The organism is Plantibacter sp. MDV22-iso1, from assembly GCF_058408345.1.
This window is the reverse complement of the sequence record NZ_JBZVDY010000002.1, coordinates 714,573-738,063: the sequence shown is the minus strand read 5'-3', so window position 1 is coordinate 738,063 and position 23,491 is coordinate 714,573. Positions and strand designations below refer to the sequence as shown.

Annotated in this window: 23 protein-coding genes; 11 read left to right on the top strand and 12 right to left on the bottom strand. The window is 69.4% G+C overall.

What is annotated here, in order from left to right; genetic code table 11:
• Positions 1-13 precede the first annotated feature (13 nt).
• Positions 14-574, bottom strand: a complete 561-nt coding sequence (locus tag AC4PMY_RS14170; protein WP_491623030.1) for a TetR family transcriptional regulator — start codon at positions 572-574, stop codon at positions 14-16.
• Positions 575-652: 78 nt separating this feature from the next.
• Between AC4PMY_RS14170 and AC4PMY_RS14165 the strand changes: the two genes are divergently transcribed.
• The gene (locus tag AC4PMY_RS14165; protein ID WP_491623029.1) at positions 653-1,456 is read left to right on the top strand and encodes an NAD-dependent epimerase/dehydratase family protein; all 804 of its coding nucleotides are present in this window, start codon (positions 653-655) and stop codon (positions 1,454-1,456) included.
• Here the strand turns inward: AC4PMY_RS14165 and AC4PMY_RS14160 are convergent.
• The 4 genes from AC4PMY_RS14160 to AC4PMY_RS14145 all read right to left on the bottom strand — a co-directional run bounded on the left by AC4PMY_RS14160 (position 1,428) and on the right by AC4PMY_RS14145 (position 5,694).
• On the bottom strand, positions 1,428-1,688 hold the full coding sequence (locus AC4PMY_RS14160) for a Txe/YoeB family addiction module toxin (RefSeq protein WP_491623028.1): 261 nt from the start codon (positions 1,686-1,688) through the stop codon (positions 1,428-1,430). The genes AC4PMY_RS14165 and AC4PMY_RS14160 overlap by 29 nt on opposite strands.
• Complete coding sequence (locus AC4PMY_RS14155; protein WP_491623027.1) at positions 1,685-1,936, bottom strand: type II toxin-antitoxin system Phd/YefM family antitoxin; 252 nt, start codon at positions 1,934-1,936, stop codon at positions 1,685-1,687. Before AC4PMY_RS14155 ends, AC4PMY_RS14160 begins: the two co-directional genes overlap by 4 nt.
• A 63-nt stretch (positions 1,937-1,999) precedes the next feature.
• The gene (locus AC4PMY_RS14150; protein ID WP_491623026.1) at positions 2,000-3,013 is read right to left on the bottom strand and encodes an LLM class flavin-dependent oxidoreductase; all 1,014 of its coding nucleotides are present in this window, start codon (positions 3,011-3,013) and stop codon (positions 2,000-2,002) included.
• Between the two features lie 5 nt (positions 3,014-3,018).
• The gene (locus AC4PMY_RS14145; protein ID WP_491623025.1) at positions 3,019-5,694 is read right to left on the bottom strand and encodes a family 78 glycoside hydrolase catalytic domain; all 2,676 of its coding nucleotides are present in this window, start codon (positions 5,692-5,694) and stop codon (positions 3,019-3,021) included.
• Between the two features lie 247 nt (positions 5,695-5,941).
• Between AC4PMY_RS14145 and AC4PMY_RS14140 the strand changes: the two genes are divergently transcribed.
• The 5 genes from AC4PMY_RS14140 to AC4PMY_RS14120 are packed head-to-tail and all read left to right on the top strand — an operon-like array spanning position 5,942 to position 9,822.
• Entirely contained in the window at positions 5,942-7,240 is a 1,299-nt protein-coding gene (locus AC4PMY_RS14140) for a Tm-1-like ATP-binding domain-containing protein (protein ID WP_491623024.1), read from the top strand.
• A 2-nt stretch (positions 7,241-7,242) separates the two neighbouring features.
• Positions 7,243-8,067, top strand: a complete 825-nt coding sequence (locus tag AC4PMY_RS14135; RefSeq protein WP_064295733.1) for a phosphoenolpyruvate hydrolase family protein — start codon at positions 7,243-7,245, stop codon at positions 8,065-8,067.
• 45 nt (positions 8,068-8,112) lie between these two features.
• Positions 8,113-8,553 carry a cupin domain-containing protein gene (locus tag AC4PMY_RS14130; protein ID WP_491623023.1) on the top strand — a complete coding sequence of 147 codons (441 nt, stop codon included), beginning with the start codon at positions 8,113-8,115 and terminating at the stop codon, positions 8,551-8,553.
• Positions 8,553-8,948 (top strand): AraC family ligand binding domain-containing protein, encoded by a 396-nt coding sequence (locus AC4PMY_RS14125; protein ID WP_071260405.1) that lies wholly within the window; start codon positions 8,553-8,555, stop codon positions 8,946-8,948. The genes AC4PMY_RS14130 and AC4PMY_RS14125 overlap by 1 nt, the downstream gene beginning before the upstream one ends.
• Positions 8,949-8,958: 10 nt before the next feature.
• A complete protein-coding gene (locus AC4PMY_RS14120; protein WP_491623022.1) occupies positions 8,959-9,822 on the top strand; it encodes an NAD-dependent epimerase/dehydratase family protein in 864 nt (287 codons plus the stop codon).
• Positions 9,823-10,068: 246 nt separating this feature from the next.
• Here the strand turns inward: AC4PMY_RS14120 and AC4PMY_RS14115 are convergent, their stop codons facing one another.
• Entirely contained in the window at positions 10,069-10,785 is a 717-nt protein-coding gene (locus AC4PMY_RS14115; RefSeq protein ID WP_491623021.1) for an NADPH-dependent F420 reductase, read from the bottom strand.
• A gap of 137 nt (positions 10,786-10,922) precedes the next feature.
• Between AC4PMY_RS14115 and AC4PMY_RS14110 the strand changes: the two genes are divergently transcribed.
• The gene (locus AC4PMY_RS14110) at positions 10,923-11,228 is read left to right on the top strand and encodes a DUF3072 domain-containing protein (RefSeq protein WP_491623020.1); all 306 of its coding nucleotides are present in this window, start codon (positions 10,923-10,925) and stop codon (positions 11,226-11,228) included.
• Between the two features lie 14 nt (positions 11,229-11,242).
• On the top strand, positions 11,243-12,499 hold the full coding sequence (locus AC4PMY_RS14105) for an NAD(P)/FAD-dependent oxidoreductase (RefSeq protein ID WP_491623019.1): 1,257 nt from the start codon (positions 11,243-11,245) through the stop codon (positions 12,497-12,499).
• On the opposite strand, the gene AC4PMY_RS14100 is transcribed toward AC4PMY_RS14105, so the two are convergent.
• The 5 genes from AC4PMY_RS14100 to AC4PMY_RS14080 form a co-directional block, all read right to left on the bottom strand.
• Positions 12,477-15,536, bottom strand: a complete 3,060-nt coding sequence (locus AC4PMY_RS14100) for a glycoside hydrolase family 2 TIM barrel-domain containing protein (RefSeq protein ID WP_071260401.1) — start codon at positions 15,534-15,536, stop codon at positions 12,477-12,479. The two genes, AC4PMY_RS14105 and AC4PMY_RS14100, sit on opposite strands and share 23 nt — an antisense overlap.
• 169 nt (positions 15,537-15,705) lie before the next feature.
• Positions 15,706-16,710: an aldo/keto reductase gene (locus tag AC4PMY_RS14095; protein WP_491623018.1), complete on the bottom strand. Its 1,005-nt coding sequence runs from the start codon at positions 16,708-16,710 to the stop codon at positions 15,706-15,708.
• 34 nt (positions 16,711-16,744) lie between these two features.
• The gene (locus tag AC4PMY_RS14090; protein WP_228507330.1) at positions 16,745-17,689 is read right to left on the bottom strand and encodes a carbohydrate ABC transporter permease; all 945 of its coding nucleotides are present in this window, start codon (positions 17,687-17,689) and stop codon (positions 16,745-16,747) included.
• A 4-nt stretch (positions 17,690-17,693) separates the two neighbouring features.
• Positions 17,694-18,575: a carbohydrate ABC transporter permease gene (locus AC4PMY_RS14085; protein WP_064295739.1), complete on the bottom strand. Its 882-nt coding sequence runs from the start codon at positions 18,573-18,575 to the stop codon at positions 17,694-17,696.
• A 128-nt stretch (positions 18,576-18,703) separates the two neighbouring features.
• The gene (locus tag AC4PMY_RS14080; protein ID WP_079003547.1) at positions 18,704-20,020 is read right to left on the bottom strand and encodes an ABC transporter substrate-binding protein; all 1,317 of its coding nucleotides are present in this window, start codon (positions 20,018-20,020) and stop codon (positions 18,704-18,706) included.
• A gap of 301 nt (positions 20,021-20,321) precedes the next feature.
• On the opposite strand from AC4PMY_RS14080, the gene AC4PMY_RS14075 reads away from it, so the two are divergent.
• From AC4PMY_RS14075 to AC4PMY_RS14065, 3 genes are read left to right on the top strand one after another with little or no spacing between them, the layout of a single operon-like run.
• The gene (locus tag AC4PMY_RS14075; RefSeq protein ID WP_064295740.1) at positions 20,322-21,071 is read left to right on the top strand and encodes an SDR family NAD(P)-dependent oxidoreductase; all 750 of its coding nucleotides are present in this window, start codon (positions 20,322-20,324) and stop codon (positions 21,069-21,071) included.
• A gap of 11 nt (positions 21,072-21,082) precedes the next feature.
• Positions 21,083-21,577, top strand: coding sequence for a carboxymuconolactone decarboxylase family protein (locus AC4PMY_RS14070; protein ID WP_491623017.1), 495 nt, complete (start codon positions 21,083-21,085; stop codon positions 21,575-21,577).
• Between the two features lie 54 nt (positions 21,578-21,631).
• Positions 21,632-22,657 (top strand): LacI family DNA-binding transcriptional regulator, encoded by a 1,026-nt coding sequence (locus AC4PMY_RS14065; protein WP_491623016.1) that lies wholly within the window; start codon positions 21,632-21,634, stop codon positions 22,655-22,657.
• An 82-nt stretch (positions 22,658-22,739) separates the two neighbouring features.
• Here AC4PMY_RS14065 and AC4PMY_RS14060 read toward each other — a convergent pair whose 3' ends face one another.
• Entirely contained in the window at positions 22,740-23,489 is a 750-nt protein-coding gene (locus AC4PMY_RS14060; RefSeq protein WP_491623015.1) for a hypothetical protein, read from the bottom strand.
• Positions 23,490-23,491 lie beyond the last annotated feature (2 nt).

The following is a 23,491-nucleotide window of genomic DNA, read 5'->3' as shown; positions in this document are numbered from 1 at the left end:
GCGCCGCGCGTGGTCAGCCGAGGAGGGCGCGGAGGTCGGCGAGGACGACGTCGAGCAGTTCGGTGAACGATCTCGTCTCGTCGTCGGCGATCCAGGCGGCGAAGGCCAGGTGGAAGGCTGCGGAGCCGCTCTGCGCTGCGAGTGCCGCCGGCACGGGGGCGACGCCCTTCGCGATGAGCGCGGTCGTGAGGGCGTCGGTGAGCGAGCTGCGCTTGAGCGACTCGCGTTCCATCAGTGCGGCGCTGGAGTCGACGATCCGCTGGCGCGCGCGGGACCAGGAGCGTCGTTCGTCCGCGAAGAACGCCGCACCGCCGTGGAGTGCGGCCTCGACGAGGCTCATCGGCGCCGTGGCCTCGGATGCGAGGAGGGCGTCGAGGAATCGCGCCTGGTAGTCGTCCTGGTTCGTGAACAGCACCTCGCGTTTGTCGGTGAAGTAGCGGAAGAAGGTGCGCTCGGTCACCCCGACGGCCGCGGCGATGTCGCTCACGGTGACGGCCTCGAACCCGCGCGACCCGAACAGCTCGATGGCGGCCAGCTTGAGCCGTCCCTCGGTATCCGCTTGCCAACGAGCCATGGATACATCCTATCAATGACAGTCACTGACATCAGGTGCTAGGGTCAATGTCACTCACTGACATGAAAGGAGCGCATCATGCGCGTGTTCGTTACCGGAGCAAGCGGCTGGATCGGGAGCGCCGCCGTCGACGAGCTGCTCGCGGCGGGTCACGAGGTGCTCGGCCTCGCGCGCAGCGACGCCTCCGCGGCGTCCCTCGAGGCGAAGGGGGCGACCGTCCTCCGCGGTGATCTCGACGACCTCGTGTCGCTCCGTCGCGGAGCCGCCGAGTCCGAGGCGACGCTCCACCTCGCCAACAAGCACGACTGGTCGAACCCTGCGGAGTCGAACCGCGCTGAGCGTGCGGCGGTCGAGGCGCTCGCCGAAGCGCTCGTCGGCTCCGGGAAGACGCTCGGTCTCGCCTCCGGACTGTTCCGACCCGACGCGGACCGGCCGGTACTCGAGACCGATCCGCACCCAGCCGTCGGGCCGGAGTCGATGCGCGGTGGAAGCGAGAACCTCGCATTCGACTACCGGGATCGCGGGGTTCGCAGCATCGCCCTTCGTTTCGCGCCCACGGTGCACGGTCACCATGACCATGGCTTCATCGCGCAGATCGTCGCGGCCGCGCGGCGCACGGGCGTCTCCGGCTACCTCGGCGACGGTTCGAACTCCTGGGCCGCCGTGCATCGCGGTGATGCGGCCCGACTCGTGCGCTTCGCGCTCGAGCAGGCTCCTGCGGGGGCCCGAGTGCCCGACGCTCCTGGAGGACATCGCCGGCGGGGCGTACACGGCATGACGTCGCCTCCCCGATACCGCTCTTCGTACGCGGCCTCGGGCTCTGACTGTGCGCAGGAGGGCCCGGCGCCGGGCGTCAGTAGTGGTCGCGCGCTTGCAGGATGACGATGTGGGTGTCGGTCACCAGGTACACGAGTCGGTTCGCGTCGTCGATCCGTCGGGACCAGGCTCCGGAGAGGATGTGCTTCAACGGCTCGGGTTTGCCGATGCCGACGAACGGATCGCGGAGGACGTCCTGGATGAGCAGATTGACGCGCTTGAGTGTCTTGCGGTCTTGGCTCTGCCAGGACGTGTAGTCCTCCCAGCCGCTGCGGTCGAAGGCCAGCTGCCGGGTCACGCGTCGAGCAGCTCGTGGGTCTCGAACTCGCCGTTCCGAGCGCGTTCGAGTGAGGCGAGGAGGCGTTCGGCACCCTTGGCGTTGCGGAGCAGGTACGCCGTCTCGACCATGGCGTCGTAATCGTCCTTTGAGACGAGGACCGCGTTCCCCCGCTTCGACACGACCTCGACGGGGACGTGGTCGTCGTTCACCTGCTGGATGAGACCGAACAGGTTCTTGCGTGCGTCGGTCGCGGTGATCGCTGACATGAAGAGCCTCCTGGAGTGGTACAGAAAAGCGTACCACTTCAGTTCGCCGTTAGCCTCCTTGGGCTACCCCAGCGCCGGCTTGATGTCCTTGACAATCGACTCCAGGATGCGCGCGTTGAACTTGACGCCGAGCTGGTTCGGGACGGTGACGAGGACGGTGTCGGCGGCCTGCACGGCGGCATCGGCCGCGAGCTCGGCGGCGATGACGTCGGGCTCGCCGATGAAGCTGCGGCCGAAGCGCGCGAGTCCGCCGTCGAGGTGTCCGACCTGGTCCTTCGAGTCGGCCTGGGCGCGCAGACCGAAGTAGCGGCGCGTCTCGTCGTCGATGAGCGGCAGGATGCTGCGGCTCACGGAGACCCGCGGCTGCCACTCGTGACCGGCCTCAGACCAGGCGTCACGGAACATCTGGATCTGCTCCGCCTGCAGTTCGTCGAACGGCACCCCGGTGTCTTCGGTGAGGAGCGTCGACGACATGAGGTTCATGCCCTGCTCCGCCGTCCACACCGCCGTGGGCCGCGAGCCGGCACCCCACCAGATGCGCTCGCCGAGCTCCGGCGACTGCGGCTGGATCGCGAGCAGTCCGTTCGTCCCCGTCATCTGCGGGTTCGCGCGGGCCACACCGGCTCCGGCGATGGCCGCCCGGAACACCTCGGTGTGCGAGCGGGCGATGTCCGCGTCGGTCTCGTCGTCGCCGGGTACGTAGCCGAACGACTCCGACCCGCGGAGCGCCGTCTCGGGTGATCCCCGGCTCACGCCGAGCTGCAGTCGGCCGTCGCTGATGAGGTCGGTGGCCGCCGCCTCCTCGGCCATGTAGAGCGGGTTCTCGTAGCGCATGTCGATGACACCGGTGCCGAGCTCGATGGTCGAGGTCTTCGCCGCCATCGCCGCCAGCAGTGGGAACGGTGACGCGAGCTGCCGGGCGAAGTGGTGCACGCGCACGTAGGCGCCGTCGACGCCGACCTCCTCTGCTGCGACCGCGAGGTCGATGCTCTGCAGCAGTGCGTCACGCCCGGTGCGCACGCTGGAGCCCGGAACGTCTTGCCAGTGTCCGAAGGACAGGAACCCGATCTTCTTCACGCTGACTACAGCGTCGCGCGGAGCGGTTCTATTCCTCTGAATGGATCGTCTACCGTCCCGACCGTCACCTCGAAGCGGTGCGTACCGCTCGTCACCGACACCGGCTCGGCGCCCGGCAGGTCGACGACGGCCGTCGTCCCCGTGGGCACCTCGACCTCGACGTGCAGCGTGTCAGCCTCGATCCGCCAAACGATCGACGCCCGACCGTAGGGCGTCAGGTGCACGGCCGAGGCGTGGGTGAGCCCACCGCCGGGTCGGGGCCGGAACAGGATCGAGCGGTAGCCGGGTGCGGACGGAGCGATGCCGGCGACGACCCGGTGCAGCCAGTCGGCCACCGCTCCGAGCGCGTAGTGGTTGAACGAGGTCATCTGCCCCGGGTTCACGGTCCCGTCGGGCAACATGCTGTCCCAGCGCTCCCAGATCGTGGTCGCCCCCTGTCCCACCGCGTACAGCCAGGACGGGCACTCGTCCTCGAGCAGCAGGTCGTAGGCGCGGTCGAGATGGCCCGACGTCGTGAGCGCGTCGCTGACGATCGGCGTCCCGACGAAGCCCGTCGCGATGCGGTTGCCGGCGGCGGCGACGAGGGCGCTCAACCGCTCGCCGGCACGGTCCACTGCCGCCGGGTCCGGCAGGAGTTCGAACGCGATCGCGAGCGAGTACGCGGTCTGCGCGTCACTCGTCATCAGCCCGTCTTCGCCGACGTACTCCGCGAGGAACGCCCGGCGGGTCGCCTCAGCGAGCTCGGCGTAGTGCTCGGCGTCGTCGATGCGACCGAGCACGGCGGCGGTCTTCGCGAGGTGCGCCGTGGACCAGGCCGAGTAGGCGGTGGCGACGAGGTGGCGGTCGGTGAGCGACTCCGCCGGCCGATCCGGTGGTGCGGCCGGGTCGAGCCAGTCGCCGAGCTGGAACCCCTCGTTCCACAGGTGGTCGGGGCCGGAGAGTCGGTGCACGAGGTCGACCCACCGCTTCGCGCTGTCGTACTGGGCCGCGAGGACGCCGATGTCGCCGAAGCGCTCGTAGAGCACCCACGGGGTGAGGACGGCGACGTCGCCCCACACGGCGCCGGGTCGGTTCGGCGTCCACTGGCCGTCGTCGGGGATGAACGGGACGTACCAGGGCACGGTGCCGTCCTCGTGCTGCTCGACCGCGACGTCCTGCAACCAGGAGCCGAGCATGCCCGACACGTCGTACAGGAACGAGGCGGTGCGCGCGAAGACCTGCAGGTCGCCGGTCCAGCCGACGCGCTCGTCCCGCTGCGGGCAGTCGGTGGGGAGGTCGACGAAGTTCCCACGCATGCTCCAGAGCACGTTCTCGTGCAGGCGGTCCACCCGCTCGTCGGAGCTCTCGAACCAGCCCGTCCGCTCGAGGTCGGAGTGGTAGACCCGCGCGACGACGTCGCCGTTCGCGACCGCCTCGTCGAGATCGCCCGGCCATCCGGTGATCTCCGCGTACCGGAAACCGTGGATCGTGAACCGCGGCTCCCACTCCTCCGCGGGACCGCCGTCCGCCGGAGCCGGGCGGCCGGCGAGGGTGTAGCTGTCGGTCGCCTTCGCTTCGCGGAGTGGGCGGGTGTAGATCTCGCCCTCCTGCATGACCTCCGCGGTCCGGATCACGACCGTCTCGCCCGCCGGACCGGTGACCCGGATCCGCAATCGACCGACGAGGTTCTGGCCGAGGTCGAGGATGCGCTTGCCGCTCGGGCTCGTGAGGACCGCGATCGGCGAGACCTCCTGCGTCGCGCGCACCGGGGGTCCCTGCGGTGCGACGAAGGTGGCCGGGTCGCGTGTGCCGATCCGTACGCCGGCCCACCCGCTGTCGTCGAAGCCGGGCCCCGACCATCCGGGGAGCTCCTCGCGGGCGTCGTAGTGCTCACCGTCGTAGTTGCCGGAGCTGACGATGGGGCCGAACGAGGCGCGCCAGTGCTCGTCGGTCGCGATGGTCTCGACGCGACCGTCCTCATAGCGGAGTTCGAGCTGGGCGATGAACGAGAGGTCCGAGCCGAACAGGTTGCGGAAGCCACCGCGCCACCCCAGTCGACCCCGGTACCAGCCGTCGCCCATCCAGGAGCCGATCGCGTTGTCGCCGGGGTGCAGGAGCTCGGTGACATCGTGCGTCGCCGTGCGCAGCCGGCTCGCGTAGCTGGTCCAACCCGGCGCGAGCGCCTCGTCCCCGACGCGACGACCGTTGATCTCCGCCTCGTAGACACCGTGCGCTGTGAGGTACAACCGCGCCGACACGAGGTCGGCACCGACGGTGAAGTCCCGCCGCAGCAGCGGTGGCCGACGCGTGTCGCTCTCCGGCTCCTCATCCCAGTCGGCTGCGACCGGCACCGCGACCCAGTCGCCCGGTGCGAGCAGGCCGGCCTCGACCGTCGCCACCGGGCTCCAGTCGGCCACCTCGACCGCCTGGCCAGGACCGCTGTCGGTGCCCCACACCCGTACGCGCACCGATGCCACCTCACGCGAGCGGAGCGGAGCGGCGGGCCAGGCGACGAGGACGGATTCACCGGTGGCGACCCGGCCCGTGGTCGTGACCCGTCCGTCGCGGGTGATCTCGATCTCGGCGGCGTGCTGCTCCCAGCCGGCGGGCGCCAGATTCGTCCAGCTCAGCCTCGGGGTGGCGTCGCCGATCCCTCGGGCCTCGCGGAGGTGCTCGAATCTGGGGGCGCTCGTGGTCACCATCGTGGCTGCTGGTCCTTTCGTCAGGCTGGGCGCGTCGCAGCTCGCTCGGCGATCAACTCTGACACGTTTCAAAACCCGATGCTACAGCGTTCGCATGCGAGAAAGCGAGGAAGATGCAACTCTTCTTGACACGTTTCAAAACGTGGACCAGGATGGAGGCGCTGGCGGGGTCGAAGCGGATCCGTCAGGTGGGGCGCGCCGACACACGGCCGTCCTGCGCTCACGACGACGACGATGGAGAGCGACGATGACCGCACCCGAAGCACCAGCCAGACCGACCGTCGCCCTCGTCGGCACCCTCGATACGAAGGGCGCCGAGTACCGATGGGTCGCCGGCCGTCTCGGCGAACTGGGCGCGGACGTCGTGGTCGTCGACGCCGGAACGCGTGAGCCCCACGGGTACGACGCTGCCGTGGACCACCCGAACCACGAGGTGGCCGCCGCTGGCGGGACCGATCTCGACACGCTGCTCGCCGCGGATGACCGTGGAGCCGCCGTGAGTGCGATGGCGGAAGGTGCCGCGACGGTGATCGGCCGACTGCACGCCACCGGGCGGGTCGACGCCGTCCTGGCCCTCGGTGGCAGCGGCGGCTCGGCCATCGCCGCCCGGGTCTTCCGCGAACTGCCGATCGGGGCCCCGAAGCTCCTCGTGTCGACGATGGCGTCCGGGGACGTCGCGCCGTACGTCGGCGCGAACGACGTGACGCTCATGTACAGCGTGGTCGACATCGCCGGGATCAACCAGATCTCCCGTGCCGTCCTCGGGAATGCGGTGGCGGCCATCGCCGGCATGGCGGCGGCTGCGCAGGCGCGCGGTCCGGCCTCGTCCGCCGAGCGGACGGACCGCCCGCTCGTCGGGGCGTCGATGTTCGGGGTCACGACGCCGGCGGTCGACGTGGCCCGCGAGCGCCTCGACGAACTCGGCTACGAGGTCCTCGTCTTCCACGCCACCGGCTCGGGCGGGCGGGCCCTGGAATCGCTCGCCCGGAGCGGCATGCTCGCAGGGGTCCTCGATCTCACCACCACCGAACTCGCGGACGATCTCGTCGGCGGCGTGCTGACGGCGGGCCCAGACCGACTCACCGCGGCCGGCGCGGCAGGCGTCCCACAGCTCGTCAGCCTCGGTGCGCTCGACATGGTCAACTTCGGCCCTCGCGACACCGTGCCGGAGCGGTTCGCCGATCGCGACTTCTTCGTCCACAACGCGACGGTGACGCTCATGCGCACCACGGTCGACGAGAACCGCGAGCTGGGCGAGCGGATCGGGGCGAAGCTCAGCGGCGCCGAGGCCCCCACCGTGCTGCTGATCCCGCGCGGCGGCGTCTCGGCGCTCGACGCCGAGGGCTTGCCCTTCCGCGACGCGGAGGCGGATGCTGCACTCATGGAAGCCGTGCTCGCGGGTGTGCAGGGCAGCGCGGTCACGGTCGTCGACCGTCCGGAACATCTCAATGATCCGGTGTTCGCGAGGCTCGCCGCCGACGCCCTCCACGCTGTGATCGAGCGAGACGGCGACAGGAACCGCACCGACACCACGGAACAGGACTGACCATGGACAGGACCATCGCACTCGAACGACTTCGCGCCACCGTCGCGCGCGGACAGGCCGTCATCGGCGCCGGGGCGGGCACCGGCATCTCGGCGAAGTCCGCGGAGGCGGGCGGCGTCGACCTCATCATCATCTACAACTCCGGCAGGTATCGGATGGCCGGTCGCGGCTCGCTGTCGGGCCTGCTCGCCTACGGGGACGCCAACCAGGTCGTCGTGGAGATGAGTCGGGAGGTGCTGCCGATCGTCCGCGACACCCCGGTGCTCGCCGGCGTGAACGGGACGGACCCGTTCCGGATCATGGAGCGCTTCCTCGACGAGCTCAAGACGATGGGGTTCACCGGCGTGCAGAACTTCCCGACCGTCGGGCTCTTCGACGGCGTCTTCCGCCAGAACCTCGAGGAGACGGGCATGGGCTACGACCTCGAGGTCGACATGATCCGCCTCGCCGCCGAGCGCGACCTCCTCACGGCGCCGTACGTCTTCGACGTCGAGTCGACGGTCGCGATGACCGAGGCGGGCGCAGACGTCCTCGTCCCGCACATGGGCCTCACGACGGCCGGCACGATCGGCGCGACCACGGCACTCTCGCTGGAGGAGTCGGCGCACCGGGTGCAGGAGATGCGCGACGCGGCCGTCGCGATCAACCCGGACGTCATCGTGCTGTGCCACGGCGGTCCGATCGCCGAACCGGAGGACGCCGCCTTCATCCTCGCCAACACGACGGGCGTCGCCGGGTTCTTCGGCGCGTCCTCGGCCGAACGCCTCCCGACCGAGCGGGCGATCAAACGCCAGATCGAAGACTTCAAGGCCATCCAGACCCGCTGACCGACGGCACGACCGACCACCCGACCACTCGACGAGGAGCATCTCATGACCGAACCAGCCATCACCCCTGCCACCGCCGGACGTCGCCCCGACGACGTCCCCACCCGGGTCTTCGACTGGGGCACCATCAAGTGGCTCGTCACCCCGCACCTCGACGAGGGCGCCGGACTCACGGTCGGCGAGGTCATCGTCTACCCCGGACAGGGCCACGCACCCCACCAGCACCCGGGCGAGGAGGAGGTCATCACGGTGATCTCCGGCGAGGGCGTGCAGACCGTCGGCGACGGTCCCGCGTTCCCGATCCGCGAGGGTGACGCCGTGTACATCCCGAAGGACACCGTGCACTCCACCTACAACACGACGTGGCGCCCGCTGCGACTGTCGGTCGTGTACACCCCTGGTGGCGCGGAGACGGGGCTCGACGGCCTGCCCGACGCGCGCATCCTCGACGCCGGAACGGCGCCGAGCTGGAAGCAGGACCGCTGATGCCGGTGATCGAACCGGGCTCCTGGGTGCATCCGGGTTCGAAGCCGGACTGGAGCGAGATCGGCACCATCGGGCGGTTCGCGGTGTCGGTCGACGGCGGACGGTTCGACCGGCACCACCACGACGACCACGAGATCTGGTTCATCACCGAGGGCAAGGGGAAGGTGCTCGTCGACGGTGGCGAGCGTTACGTGCAGTCGGGCGACATCGTGCTGACGCAGGCGGGCGACACCCACGACATCGTCGAGGTGTACGAGACGATCCGTGGCTTCTTCACGGAGACGGGACTCCCGGCCGGTGGGCGCGTCGGCCATCTGCACGCGAACGAGGAGGACGCAGCCGGGCACGTGGTGACCGCACTCCCGCTGCCCGCCGACTTCCCGGCCCGAGCCTAGGATCGTCCGTATGCGCATCGCCGTCACCGGGAGTTCGGGCAAGCTCGGCTCCGCCACCGTCGAACGACTGCTGCGGGACGGCCACGACGTGCACGGACTCGACGTCGCGGGCACGGCCGGGCCGGGGTTCACCCGTGTGGACCTGACCGACTACGGGCAGACGATCGACAGCCTGCTCGGGGTGACGGCGAGGTTCGCAGGTCTCGACGCCGTGGTGCACCTGGCCGCGATCCCGGTGAACGGGCTCGTGCCGGATGCGGCGACGTTCCACAACAACCTGACCGTGTCGTTCAACGTGCTGCACGCGGCGCTGCGGGCGGGCATCCGGACGATCGTGACGGCGTCGAGCATCACGGCCATGGGATTCCCGTTCGAGGAGGCGCCCGAGTTCCTGCCGATCGACGAGACCGTCAGTCGCGCGAACAACACCTATGCGCTCGGGAAGGTCGCCGAGGAGGCGATGGCCGCACAGCTGGTGCGGTGGGCCGACGGGACGTCGATCACCGCGTTGCGGTTCACGAACGTCGTGGCGCCGGGGGAGTACGGGACGTTCGTGCGGGCGTCGGAGCCCGGGTACCGGCGCGACCTCCTGTTCAGCTATGTCGACGCACGTGACGGCGCGCAGGCGGTCGCGCTGGCGCTGACCCGAGCGGAGCCCGGCTTCGAGGTCTTCGACGTGTGCGCCTCCGACAACGGGACGACCGTGCCGTCGGCGGAGCTCGCGGCGACGCACTTCCCCGGCGTCCCGTTGCGGGCGGGGCTCGGCGAGTTCGAGACGCTCATGTCCATCGACAAGGCCCGCACACGACTCGGTTTCGAGCCCGAGTACTCCTGGCGGGACGAGTTCGAGCGCGAGCAGGCAGCGCGGGGCTGATCGGCACGGAAACGAACGAGGCGCTGATCGGACGATCGACGGATGAGTGCACCCCGGTTCGCGCGAGCACGATGCCGTTGACCGGCGACGGGGCATCCGAGGCCGGTCGGGCGTTCCTCCTCGCTGAGTACGGCTTTGACGACGCGCTCGACGAGGCGTTCGGGTCGGCACGCCCAAAGTCGGCGCTGCACCCGAGAGTGGTACGAACGGTCGAGACCGGTCCGGCGCGGGAACCCGCCGCGTCGCCTAGCGGACGCCCGCCTCGGCTTCGGCCAACGCCCGCACCTCGGCGACCTCGCGGATCTCGTCGGCACCGATGTTCGCCCCGAAGAGCTCGTGTCCGGGTTCGAGGACGACGCCCGCGCGCAGCGGCCCGATCTCGACGGGGTCGAACCCGAGGGCGTCCACCACGGCCGAGACGGCCGCCCGGTCCGCGGGGGCGTCGCCGGCGATCGCGATGCCCTTGCGACCGGGCGTGCCGGCCGGACGCGGTTCCCCGTCGAGGTCGTGGTACCCCATGTGGTTGAACGCCTTCACGACCCGGGACTCCGGCAGGAAGGCGGCGACCAGCTCGCTCGTCGAGGTCTCCGGCGCGCTGAGGTCCTCGCGGTGGCCGTCGACCTCCCACCAGTAGTTCATGGCGTCGATGACGAGCTTGCCGCGCAGCTCGTCGACGGGCACCGAGCGATGCTTACCGAGGGGCAGCGCGAGGATGACGAGGTCGGCCTGGGCCGCTGCCTCGGCGGCGGTCGTGGCGACGGCACCCGGCGCGAGGACGTCGATCGTCAGGGCGATCCGGGCGGCGTCGCGCGAACCGCTGATGAGCACCCGGTAGCCGGCGGCGACCGCGAGTCGTGCCAGGACCGTGCCGACCTTGCCGGCGCCGAGGATGCCGATGGCGACGCCCTGCGATGGAGCGGGGTCGTCGACGGATCGGTCGGTTCCGGAAGCGGTGTCGGACATGGGTCTCCTTCGTGGACGGTGCGGCCGCACGCGGTCGCCTGGGTCAACCGGGGGTCGTCCATCGCTATTCCGAGACCGGTCCGACGTGGACGCGCAACCCCTCCTCCGCGATCGCCCGCTCGACGTACCGTTGCCGCATGACTGACGCAGAACAGACCGACGCAACGACCCCCGACGCAACGACCTCCGGCTCGCCCGAGACGATCGGCGCCACCGAGGAGACCCTCGGGGCCCGCGGCGATGACAGCTCGACGAGCGCGAGCAAGGACCCCGAAGACTGGGTCACCGGCGACGAGCCGATGACCGGCCCGCAGCGCAGCTACCTCGACACCCTGGCGCGCGAGGCCGGCGAGGAGCTCCCCGCCGAGCTGACGAAGGCGCAGGCCTCCGAGCACATCGACCGGCTGCAGAACGCCACCGGCCGCGGTCAGTCCGGATCCTGAGCGCCGCCGCCACCGTGACCGACTCCAGCAGGGCTCCGCTCCATCACGAGGTGGTCGTCATCGGTGGCGGCAACGCCGGTCTGTCCGTCGCTGGCAGGCTCCGGCGATACGGGGTCGATGACGTCGCGGTCATCGAACCGCGCGAACACCACCGGTACCAGCCGATGTTCTCGCACGTCGCGGGCGGGACCGCGTCCGCATCGGTGGCCACGAGGCCCCAGCGCGCGGTGACGCCGAAGGGCGTGACCTGGATCCAGGACCGGGTCCGGTCCATCGACCCGGTCGCGAAGACGCTGACGCTCGAATCCGGCACCGCCGTCGAGTACGCCCAGCTCATCGTCGCTCCGGGCATCCAGCAGGACTGGGACGCCGTGCCCGGTCTGACGGAGGCGATGGCCTCGCCGGTGGGGATCTCCAACTACACGTTCGAGTACGCGCAGAAGGCCTCGCGCGTGCTCCGGTCGGTCCGCTCCGGCACCGTCGTGTTCACGCAGCCCGCCGGCCCCGCGAGCTGCTCGGGTGCCGCGCAGAAGCCGATGTACCTCGCGTGCGACCACTGGCGGCAGACGGGCGTCCTCGACGACATCCGTGTGGTGCTCGTCGTGCCCACACCCACGATGTTCGGCATGCCGATGATCGACGCCGAACTCGACCGCAAGGTCGCCGAGTACGGCATCGAGGTGCGGTTCTCGCGCGAGCTCGTCGCGGTCGACCCGGAGCAGCGCGTGGTGACCATCGCGCAGACCGACCCGCAGGACGGCCCGGATCGCGGGCAGGACGGCGTGACGGGGGGACTCCGGGAGGAGATCCCCTACGACGTCCTCCACGCGGTGCCGCCGCAGTCCGCACCGGACTGGCTCGCGGCAACGGCGCTCGCCGAGCCCGGCAACCCGGGTGGCTTCGTCGAGGTCGACTCGCTGACCCTGCGGCATCCGCGCTTCCCCGACGTCTGGGCGCTCGGCGACGCCGCCGCGGTGATGAGCTCAAAGTCCGGCGGAGCCCTCCGGCAACAGACGAAGACCCTCGCGAAGAACCTCGTCGCCGTGCGGTCCGGCCAGGAGCCGAGCACGGTCTACAACGGCTACTCGGTGTGCCCGTTCACGGTCTCCCGCGGGACGGTGGTGTTCGCCGAGTTCGACGACCGCTACCGCCCGAAGCCCTCGATCCCGTTCTGGAACGGACTCGCGAAGGAGCGTCGGTTCACGTTCATCGCCGACCGCCACGTCCTGCCCTGGGTGTACTGGAACCTCATCCTGCAGGGTCGGGCGTGAGCGTCCGCAGCCGCACACCGAAGGTCGTCTCCGCCACCGGCACCCGATAGCGCTCGGGCAGGGCCGGCCCGCACGACGAGCTGCCGAGCCCGTGCTGCGCGTGGTCGAGGTTGAGCCACACACGGCCGGAGTCTCGGAGGTCCTGCGGGTGGCGGGCCTCCTCGAGCGCTTCGCTCGTCCATCGTCTGGCGGTGAAGTCGAAGCCGGTGTCCTGCAGCTGCTCGGCTCGTAGAGTCGGCAGGCCGTTGCCGGTGAGTTCCACCCACCGCGTCCCGACGTGGTTGCCGTTCTCCTCGGGAACCGGGTAGTCGGTCTGGAGCCCGTCGACACTGCTCGTGAAGCGACCGACGCGCGCCGCGGCGAGGCTGTCGACGTACGACTCGCCGGGGCCCCGACCGAACCACGTCGCATCCGTGTAGTCGCCCGGTAGTCCGAGTCGGAGGCCCAGGCGCGGCAGCGTCAGCACGTGATCGCCGATGGGGGTGTGCTCCCAGATCCCCTCGGGGACGACGGTGACCGACAGGTCCAGGGCGCCGCCCGCGTCGGTCCAGTCGAACGTCCAGCGCAGGCCGAGCCCGTGCGCGGCCGGGGCGCTGCGGCCGGAGACCCGCAGGCCGCCGCCCTGCCCGTCGTCGATCCGCTCGACGACGTCGGTCCGGTGGAGGAAGCGGTCGAGTCCCGTGAGCTTCCAACTGGCTGCGGCCGTGTTCCGCGGCCCCTGGCCCCGGTCGTTCTCAGTGGGTGCACGCATGATGTCGAGGACGGGCCCGTCGAACTCGAGATCGCCGAGCGCGCGGAGTCGGCCGGTGCGCGCGTCGAAGGAGCCTGCGCCGAGGGTGATGCGGTGGCCCGGCGTGCGGTCGGCGTGAGCGAGGGGTCTGCGTGCCGCGGACGCCACGGGAACGGTGACGCCGGTCGGATCCGCCGGTCGGTCGGCGGCGATCCGCGCCTGCCCGAACGCGACCTCGTGTCCCGCTGCCGCCCACGGCTCGTCGGCCGCCAGGACCGCGCGCACGGTGAGCCAACGCTCGACGGGTGCGCCGGAGACGGGATCGACACCGGCGGTCGGCACGGTCGCCTCGGCCGGCAGGTCGACGGTCGCCGCGCTCCGGGGGTCGACGGGCGGTGTCGTCAACGCACCCGACGCGACGGCGAGGCCGTCGTCCTCCAGCTGCCACCGGAGCGCCAGGTGATCGAGTGACCGCATGTCGTGTTTGTTCCTGACCGTCAGCGTGCCGGTGGTGGCGTCCGCCAGGAGCTCGACCGGACTGATCGCGGCGTGCAGCTCGGCGAGGCCGGGGGAGGGCGTGCGGTCGGCGAAGACGAGTCCGTCGAGGCAGTAGCGTCCGCCGTTCGGTCGGAAGGCGACATCGCCACCGTGCATGACGAACTCGTTCCCGGCGGCGTCGGTGCTGCGGAAGCCGTGGTCGATCCACTCCCAGACGAAGCCGCCGCAGAACCGGTCGGAGGACTCGAGGATCCGCTGGTAGTCGACGAGCGACCCCGGGCCGTTGCCCATCGCGTGCGCGTACTCGCAGAGCAGGAACGGGAGTCGCCGCCGATGCACGTCGTCCGGCGACCCCGCCACGACGCCCACGGGGGTCGGTTCCTCGCGACGGCCGATGGCCTCGAGCAGCTCCTGGTCGGGGTACATGAGGCTGGAGAAGTCCGAGTTCCGATACGACGGATCGCGCTCGTACATGATCGGCCGGGACGGATCGCGCTCGCGGATCCACTGCTCCAGCACGTCGAAGTTCTCGCCGACCCAGCTCTCGTTCGCCATCGACCACACGACGATCGACGGGTGGTTCTTGTCGCGCTCGACCATCCGCTGGACACGGTCGAGCATCGCGTCGCGCCAGACCGGCTCCGTCGGCGGGTTGCCGGCCCAGTCGGTGTAGATGAAGCCGTGGGTCTCGAGGTCGCACTCCTCGACCACCCACAGCCCCAGCTCGTCGCAGAGGCGGAGGAAGTCCGGGTGGGGCGGGTAGTGGCTCGTGCGCACGGCGTTGAGGTTGTGCTGCTTCATGAGCAGGATGTCCTGCCGCATGGTCTCCGTGTCGAGTGAACGGCCGCGGTCCTGGTCGTGCTCGTGCCGGTTGACCCCGCGGAACAGCACCGGGACGCCGTTCACGAGGAAGCGGCCGTCCTCGATGGAGACGGTGCGGAACCCGATGCGCAGCTCGACGGTCTCGCCGGCCACGGGCGTCTCATCGGTCGGCCGCGGCCTGAGGTACGCCGTGTAGAGGCGCGGTACCTCGGCGCTCCAGGGCTCGACCGGCAGAGCGGTCGCGGTGCCGGTGGGGAGGTCGAGGATGCCGAGCTCGGGGACGTCGACGAGGCCGGGGACGTCGGTGTCGACGCGCAGGACGCCGATGCCGTCGCGATGGTCGTAGCTCGCGCGGACCTGGACGTCGTCGATCGCGCCGGCCGGGCGTTCCAGGAGGTCGACGTCGCGGAAGATGCCCGGCAACCACCACATGTCCTGGTCCTCCAGGTACGTGCCGCTCGACCACCGGTGCACCCGCACGGCGAGGACGTTCTCACCGGGGACGAGGTGCTCGCCGACGTCGTACTCCACCGGGAGACGGCTGCCCTTGCTGTGGCCGAGGAGCACGCCGTTCAACCACACGGTCCCGCAGGAGTCGACACCCTGGAAGCGCAGCACCGTGTCAGCGCGACGCCAGTCCTCCGGCAGGGTGAAGGTACGGCGGTAGTCACCCGTCGGGTTCTCCTCGGGCACGTGAGGCGGGTCGATCGGGATCGGGAACGCGGTGTTCGTGTACAGCGGCTGCCCGTGGCCCTCGAGGACCCAGTGCGCGGGCACCCGGATGCGGTCCCAGGAGGAGTCGTCGAGCGACGGATCACCGAAGGTGTCGCCCGTCCCGTCGGCCGTGGGCGAGAGCGTGAACGCCCAGTCGCCGTTGAGGGACAGCCGACGTGCGTCGCTCAGTTCGTCGGCACGGGGTCGCCGCCGGCCGGTCCCCGGGATCGGGTCTTCGACCCACGACGCCGCGAGCCCTGCTGAGTCGTTCATCGTCGTGCAACCTTCATCGTGATGCGGCCTTCATCGTCGGGCGTCCCTTTCTCAGGAGGTCATCGGCGCGCCGGCCCGGCCAGCGGACGCCACGCCGGCGGACTCCTGAGAAAGGGACAGCGGAAGGGAAAGGGGAGCGGGTGGGTGGATGGGTGGATGGAGAACGGACTCAGTCGGTGATGGTGCTCGGCGGGGTGCCGAGTGCGTCGAGGTCCGACCAGAAGTCCTCGGGGATGTGGGTCGTTCGCAGCGTCTCGACCTGTTCCAATCGCTCGGGCCGGTTCATCCCGACGACGGTGGAGTCGACGAGTTCCGATCTCGTCGAGAACGCGAGCGCGGCAGCCGCGAGCGGGATGCCGTGGCGGGTGGCCAGCTCGTCGGCACGGTCGACCCAGGCGAGCAACTCGGGTGATCCGGCCTGGTACGCGTACGTGGCCGGCTTGCCGTCGCGGCCACGACGTCCGGCGAGGAGCCCGCCCCCGAACGGAGCCGCGTTGAAGACGCCCATCCCGAGCGAGCGCGCCTCCTCCAGCAGGCCGGTCGCCGATCGGTCGACGAGGGTGAACCGGTTGTGTGTGAGGAGCACGTCGAAGACGCCGGTGCGAACGTAGGGCAGCATCACGCTGATGGCACCCGCGGCGATCCCGATCGCGTCGACCAGCCCCTGCTCCCTGAGTGCCAGCATGCCCTCGATCGCACCACCCGGTGCCGACGCCTCCTCGAACGACACCGAGTACGGGTCGTGCAGGTGGAACACCGGGATGCGCTCGACGCCGAGCCGCTCGAGGCTCTCCTCGAAGGACCGCAGCACCCGGTCGCGGTCGAACACCGCCGTCGACGGATCCTGGTCGGCCTTCGTCACCACTCCGCGTCCCTCGGGCAGACCGCTCTGACGGATGGCGTCGCCGATGGCCGTTTCGCTGCGCCCGTCCGAGTAGGCGTTCGATGTGTCGACGAGCAGGTTCGGCCCGCGGAGGGCGGCCGACGCGAACGCCGTGGATCCTGCGGCCGGGGAGCCGTCGGCGCTGGCCGGGGTGCCGAGGCCGGAGGTGCCGACCGTGATCGGGCTAGCGAGGATTCCGGTCGAGCCGAGCGGGCGGAGGTCGTCTGGTGTCGCCGCCGCTGGAGTCGTCCGGTCGGCGGAGGGTGTGCGGGTCGTGTCGTCGTTGATCATGTCGTCCATCCTGCAGTCGTCGGGCACTCGGGCATCACCCCTTGAGTGCGCCGGATGCCAGCCCCTTCATGATCCGCTGGTTGAGGAACACGAACACCACGAGCAGTGAGAACACGTTGATGCAGATGCCCGCGAACAGCGGCCCGTAGTCGACCTGGCCGAACTCCCCGCTGAAGTTCAGCAGACCCGCCTGGATGGTGCGGAGGTCGGCGTTCGTCGTGAAGGTCAGCGAGATGAGCAGGTCGTTCCAGATGGAGAGGAACTGGACGAGCCCGATCGTGAAGAGCGCGTTCCGCACCATCGGCAGTCCGATGGACCAGAAGGAACGGATGATGCCGGCTCCGTCGATCGTCGACGCCTCGAACACCTCGCGCGGCACGGCCCGGAAGTAGGCGGTCATCATGAAGACCGTCAGCGGCATCCCGAGCGCCGTGTAGGTGATGATCATCGGCCAGTACGTGTTCGTGAGGCCGAGGTTGAAGTAGGCGACGAAGAGTGGCACGAGGATCATCTGGCCCGGGATCATGATGCCGGAGATGAACAGCAGCAGCGTCAGGTTGCGGCGCTTCCACACCATCACCTCGAGGGCGAAGGCGGCGGCGACGCCGAAGATGAGGATGAAGACGAGTGACGGCAGGGTCACGATGACACTGTTGAGCAGGTTCTGCGAGATGTTGCCGGTCGTCCAGGCCGTGACGTAGTTGTCGAAGCTCCACGACTCCGGGAGGGAGAAAGTGGACTCCTGCAGGAACTCGCGCTGGTTCTTGAACGAGGACAGGAACAGCCAGACGATCGGGTAGATCTCGATCACGAGCAGGAGCCCGATGAGGATGACCGAGGGCAGTTTCCGCAGGTAGTAGGCACGCGAGCGGGGAGCGCGACGCATCTTCGGCCGGCGGACGGCGGTGCCGGATCCGTCGCCGCTGCCGCTCGAGGCCGGTGTGGTGGCGCCGGGCGCCGGGGTGATGGCGGTCGTCATGGCGTCAGTCCTTCGTCAGGTCTTTGCGGGAGGTCTTGAAGATCAGGAGCGTCACGAGGAAGCACATGATCGTGAGCACGAACGCGAGCGTCGAGCCGTAGCCGTAGTTCTGGTAGGTGAATGTCGTGTTGTACATGTACAGCGTCAGCGGGGTCGTGGCCGTCCCTGGCCCGCCGCCCGTCAAGGCGAGCACCGAGTCGAACACCTTGAGCGTCGCGTTGAAACTGAAGATCACCGCGGACAGCAGGACGGGGAGTGACAGCGGCACGATGATGTACCGGACGAGCTTCAGGCCGCGGGCACCGTCGATGCGGGCCGACTCGATCACCTCCTCGGGGATGTCGAGGAGCCCCGCATAGAGCAGGACGGCGTAGAAGCCCATCGACCGCCAGAGGTCCATGATGATGATCACGACGAACGCGCTGTCGGGCGAGCTGAACCAGTCCACCGAGTCGATGCCGAAGCCGTTCAGGATGGCGTTGACTGGTCCGGTCTGCGGCGCGACCTCGAACAGGCGCTTGAACAGCAGACCGACGGCGACGGTCGGCAGCACGACCGGGAAGAACACGAGCGTGCGGACCAGCGTCGACGCCTTCTTCAGGACGAAGACGTAGAAGAGGGAGAGTGCATACCCGAGGGCGATCTGCGCGACCGTCGCGATGAGCGAGTACTTGATGCTGAAGAAGATCGCTTCCGGTGCCGTCGGGTCGGCGAACAGCTGGGCGAAGTTGTCGAGGCCGACGAACTCGAAGCCGCGCAGGTCGCCCTGGAAGAAGGTGAGGCCGAACGACCACATCACCGGGACGAGCTTCACCAGGGTGAAGATGAGCAGGGCCGGGCCCAGCAGGATGGCGATGGCCTTCCTGTCGCCGAGGACGTCTTTCATGCTGTGCTCCTGAGTCGGTCGGGGGACCGTGAGGCTGGGCGGCGAGGTGAGAGACCCGCTGCAGAGGTGGATGTCCGCGGACGGACGGATCCGGTCGCCGGGCGACTGCCGGGCGACCGGATCGCCGGCTACTTCTTGAGACCCGCGTCCACGCCGGCCTGGACGAGCGCCGCGAAGTCCTCGGGGGAGATGCCGCCGGTGAGCAGCGGGGCGGCGTTGGTCTGGGCGTCGACACCGGCCTTCTCGGGGAGGAAGGTCTCGAACCAGGTGACCGTCTCATCGGTGTCGGCCATGATGCCCTGCACCTCGGCGGTGAGCGCGGGGACGTCGGTCACCTCTTCGTTGAGCTTGAACCCGGAGATGACGCCCTGGTTCTTCAGCACGCTGGAGCCGTAGTTCTCCGCGATGCAGCTCAGCCAGCCGCCGACCTTCTCCTCGTCGTAGCCCTTCGTGGAGAACGAGGTCGCCGCACCGGTGTTGGCCGGGTACTGGTCGATCGAACCCTTGCCGCCCTCGACGGTCGGGAACGGCATGAAGCCCACGGCGTCCTCACCGATCTGGTTGAGTTCGGTGTTGTAGACGTCGGCGAGCATCCAGGTGCCGTTGTACATCATGGCCGCGTTGCCGGTGAAGAACTCGCTCGTCGCGGTCTGCATGTCCATCGTCGTGATGCCGGCACCGAAGTACTTGCCGAGGTCCGCGACGGCGGTGATCGCCTCGACGTACTCGGGGTCGGTCAGCTTGGCGTCGCCCGAGGCGATGTCGTTCATCGCGTCCGGGCCGAGCAGTCGGAACAGGTAGGTGCTGATGTAGCGGGTGATCGTCCAGCCCTGGGCACCGGAGACCGTGAAGGCGGACTTGCCGGAGGCCTGAACGGTGTCGGCCGCGTCGAGCAGTTCGTCCCACGTCTGCGGGACCGCGATGCCGAGGTCCGTGAACATCGTCTTGTTGTAGAAGAAGCCCTCGACGTTGTACTGGTAGGGCATCGAGACGAACCGGTCGCCGTAGATGTTCTTCACGGTGGCGACGGCCGAGGGGAGGATGTCGTCCATGACGCCCAGCTCGGTGAGGGTGTCTTCGAGGTCGAGGACGGTGTCGTCGTCGCCGAGGGTGCCGCCGGGCCGCAGCGGTGCGGTCGGTGCGGTGAAGGTGGTGGGCAGGGCGTTCTGGCTGGCGAGCAGCGTGACGCGCTGGAGCACGTCGGCCTGGGGCAGGGTCTCGACCTTGAGCGGCAGCGCCTTCTCGTTCGCGGCGCACGCGCCGTCGCCGAGAGCGGTGAGTTCGTCGCGGACGATCGAGTTCTCGACGGCCGCGAGGTAGTCGAACGACGTGGCGCTCGATGCGCCGCCGTTCCCTGCGCAGGCGGTCAGGGCGAGAGCGGTGACGCCGAGAGCGGCGATGGCGGTGGCCGACCGACGTTTCGGGGCCCGGTGCGCTGTGGACACATTTCCTCCTTGAAGATGTGGCAGTGATGTTGAGACGCGAGCGGTGATGGTCGCGAGCAAAGTTGAAGCGTTTCAATGGCCGAGGCTAACCGCGCACGGGTCGCATGTCAAGCGTTGGATCAGTTCCGCTCGGTGAGGCACTTCGAGCATGACGAGGGCTGCACGGAATGCATATTGACACGTTTCAAGACGGCGACGAGAATGGGTGATCGTCGTCCCGTGATCTCGATCATGTCGGCACGACCACAGTCAACGACGATGCACGGCGATTCAACCCGCCGGACGAGGAACGGAACCGCACATGAGGTTGCAGGGCAAACGAGCCGTCATCACCGGAGCAGCAGGAGCGCTCGGGCGGGTGATCGCCCAGAAGCTCGCCGCGGAGGGGGCCGACGTCGCCGGCCTCGACCTCAACGCCGCGGGGCTCGAGGAGACGGCGGAGCTTGTCCGTGCACACGGGGTGCGGGCCGCATCGGCGACGGCCGACCTGACCGACTTCGACGCCGTCCAGGCTGCCGTCGGCGGCATCGTCGACGAGTGGGGCGGGGTCGACATCCTGCTGAACGGTGCGGGCGGCGGCGCGGTCAGCTTCTTCCACGAGATGACGTACGAGACCTGGATGACCCAGATGGACCGCAACCTCAACTCGGTGTTCAACGTCACGCGCGCGGTCCTGCCCTCGATGCTCGAACAGCGCTCCGGTCGCATCATCAGCATCGCGTCCATCGCCGCCGTCAGTGGCGGACGCCTCGTGCGCGGGGCGACGGCCTACGCCGCGGCCAAGGCCGGCGTCGTCGGACTCACGAAGGCGCTCGCGATCGAGGTCGCCGAACAGGGCGTCACCGTCAACGCACTCGCCCCCGGAGCCCAGGCGACCCCCGGCCGCGACAACGACACCCCGGAGCGTCGCGAGGCGCTCCTCGCGCAGATCCCCACCCGGCTCCTCGGCGAGCCGGAGCACCTCGCGGAGACGGTCGTCTTCCTCGCCTCACCCGCCGCCGTGAACCTCACCGGCCTCATCCTGCCGCTCGACGGCGGACACTCGATCTGAGGCGACGGACGATGACGACAGGACCAGACGACATGACGAGACTCGAGCGCGGCAAGGCGAAGTTCGACGAGGTGTACGGCGAGGGGAAGTCGGAGGGGCTCGTCGCCATGCAGACCGGGCTCGCGCAGGACCTCGCCCGCTTCGGTATCGAGTTCAACTTCGGCGACATCTACTCCCGGCCGGGGCTCACGCTGGCGCAGCGGGAGCTCATCACCCTCGCGGCGCTCGTCGCGCTCGGTGGGCTGGAACCACAGCTGCGCGGCCACACCCGCGGCGCGATCAACGTCGGCTGCAGCGCGACGGAGATCCTCGAGACGGTCATCCACACCGTCCAGTACGCGGGGTTCCCTCGCGCCCTCAATGCGATCCGGGTCGTCACCGACGCCCTCATCGAGGTCGGCGTGGAGATCCCCGAGCCGCTCGGACCGGACTGGACCGGCCCGGAGCCGCGCGACCAGCAGCCCGGCAGCGCTCAGGACCGCCCGGGACCCGGCGATCTAGACTGAGCCGGGCCGCGGGCGAGCGCCCGCAGCGCCGCAGGACGACAGGAGGGGTTGAGCATGGGACGAGTCGGAATCCGCGAGGTCGCGACGCTCGCCGACGTCTCCATGGGGACGGTGTCGCACTACATCAACCACCCCGATCGGGTCTCGCCGGAGAAGCAGGAACGCATCCAGCGGGCGATCGACCAGCTGGGGTTCGTGCGGAACAACGCGGCCTGGCAGCTCCGTCTCGGTCGGAGTGGCACCATCGCGTACATCGCGCCGGACGTCAGCAACCCGTTCTTCGCGACCATCGCCGAGGGGGTGGAGCAGCGCGCGGCCGAAGACGGTCTCTCGGTGTTCATCGCCAACTCGAACCGGAGTCGTGAGCGCGAGGACGCCTATCTCGGCATGTTCGAGGCGCAGCGTGTGCAGGGCATGCTCGTCGCCTCCCACGAGTCCGTCGAGGAGCGGTTGACGAGCATCCGGCAGCGGGGCATCCCGTCGGTCCTCGTCGGGCAGCTCGCATCGTCACCGGACCAGCCGTCGGTGTCGGTCGACGACGTGCGCGGTGGGTTCCTCGCGGCCGAGCACCTGCTGGCGACCGGTCGTCGGCGACTCGCCTTCGTCGGTGGTCCACTCGGCATCCGTCAGGTCGCCGACCGGTTCGAGGGGGCGAGCGCCGCCGTGGCCGCCGTGCCCGGGGCGACCCTCGAGGTGATCGCGGGCACCGAGCGAACGATCGCCGAGGGCCGCGAGCTCGGCCGGGCCATCGCCAGCCGCCCGCCCGAGGCGCGTCCAGACGCCGTGTTCGCGGTGAACGACCTGCTCGCCCTCGGCATCATGCAGACGCTCGTCGTCGAGCACGGGCTCCGCGTCCCGGACGACCTCGCGATCGTCGGCTACGACGACATCGAGTTCGCGGAGTCGTCGATCATCCCGCTCACCTCCGTGCGCCCACCGCACGAGGGGTTCGGTGTCGCCGCGGTGGAGCTGCTCCTCGGCGAGTTCGCCGTCGCGGAGGGTGCGCCGATCCCGCCGCTGTCCGCGCGCCACCTCGTCTTCCAGCCCGAGCTCGTCGTCCGGGCCTCAACGCGCGAGTAGTTCGCTTGTCGTACAAGCGCGAGAATCGGGCATCGCCGTGGAGGCGATGCCCGATTCGTTCATCGACTATCGTGGCGCTGAGCTAAGCGTGGCTGTTCGCGTAGTCGATGCAGGCTGCGGTGATGCCTGTAGAGGTGCCGATCAGCGCGGCCAGGCACACGCCGCATCCGATGCCGACCGTGACTGCGCAAGCCACGGCGCAAGCGGTAGCCAGGAGGCTGGCCGCCCAGACGGGGACGCCGCTCTGGCTCAAGCACGAGCTCAACTCGCCCCACCAGTCGCCACTTCCACTGACCGATACGGTCCCCGAGAGAGCGTCGGCGGCTTGAGGCGCGGTCACGGATTGTGTCGACGTGAAGATGGAGTCCTGCCAAACGCTCATGCTTCCGCCACCTCGACCATCGGGCTGGAACAGCATCTCCACCGTGGATACGACTTCAGCACCGTCGTTCAAGAACACTGTCAGCGAAGACGGTGCGACCACGTTTTCGCCAACCAGATCGAATCTGGCGGCCACAGTCGACTCTTCAACTTTGAGGACGGAAGCCCGAGCAACGTCGACGTGCGCACCCCCTTGAACCTCGAGATGTTGTGAAGCTGCTCGGAGGAAGCGGTCTCGTTCCGAGCCGGTGATGTCGGTCGTCGAAAGCTCGCTCGCGTCTGTGACCAATCGAAGGACGTCGGATGATGTGGGTGTAGTCGAGTCCTCAGCGCGCGCTTGTGCGGGTGCAACGGTCATCACGACCGCGCACAGGGTAGCGGCCGTCAGCGCCGCGACAAATCGTGATACTCCCATAAGCTCCACTGCATTCTCCGTTTCGTTGTGTGGCACTC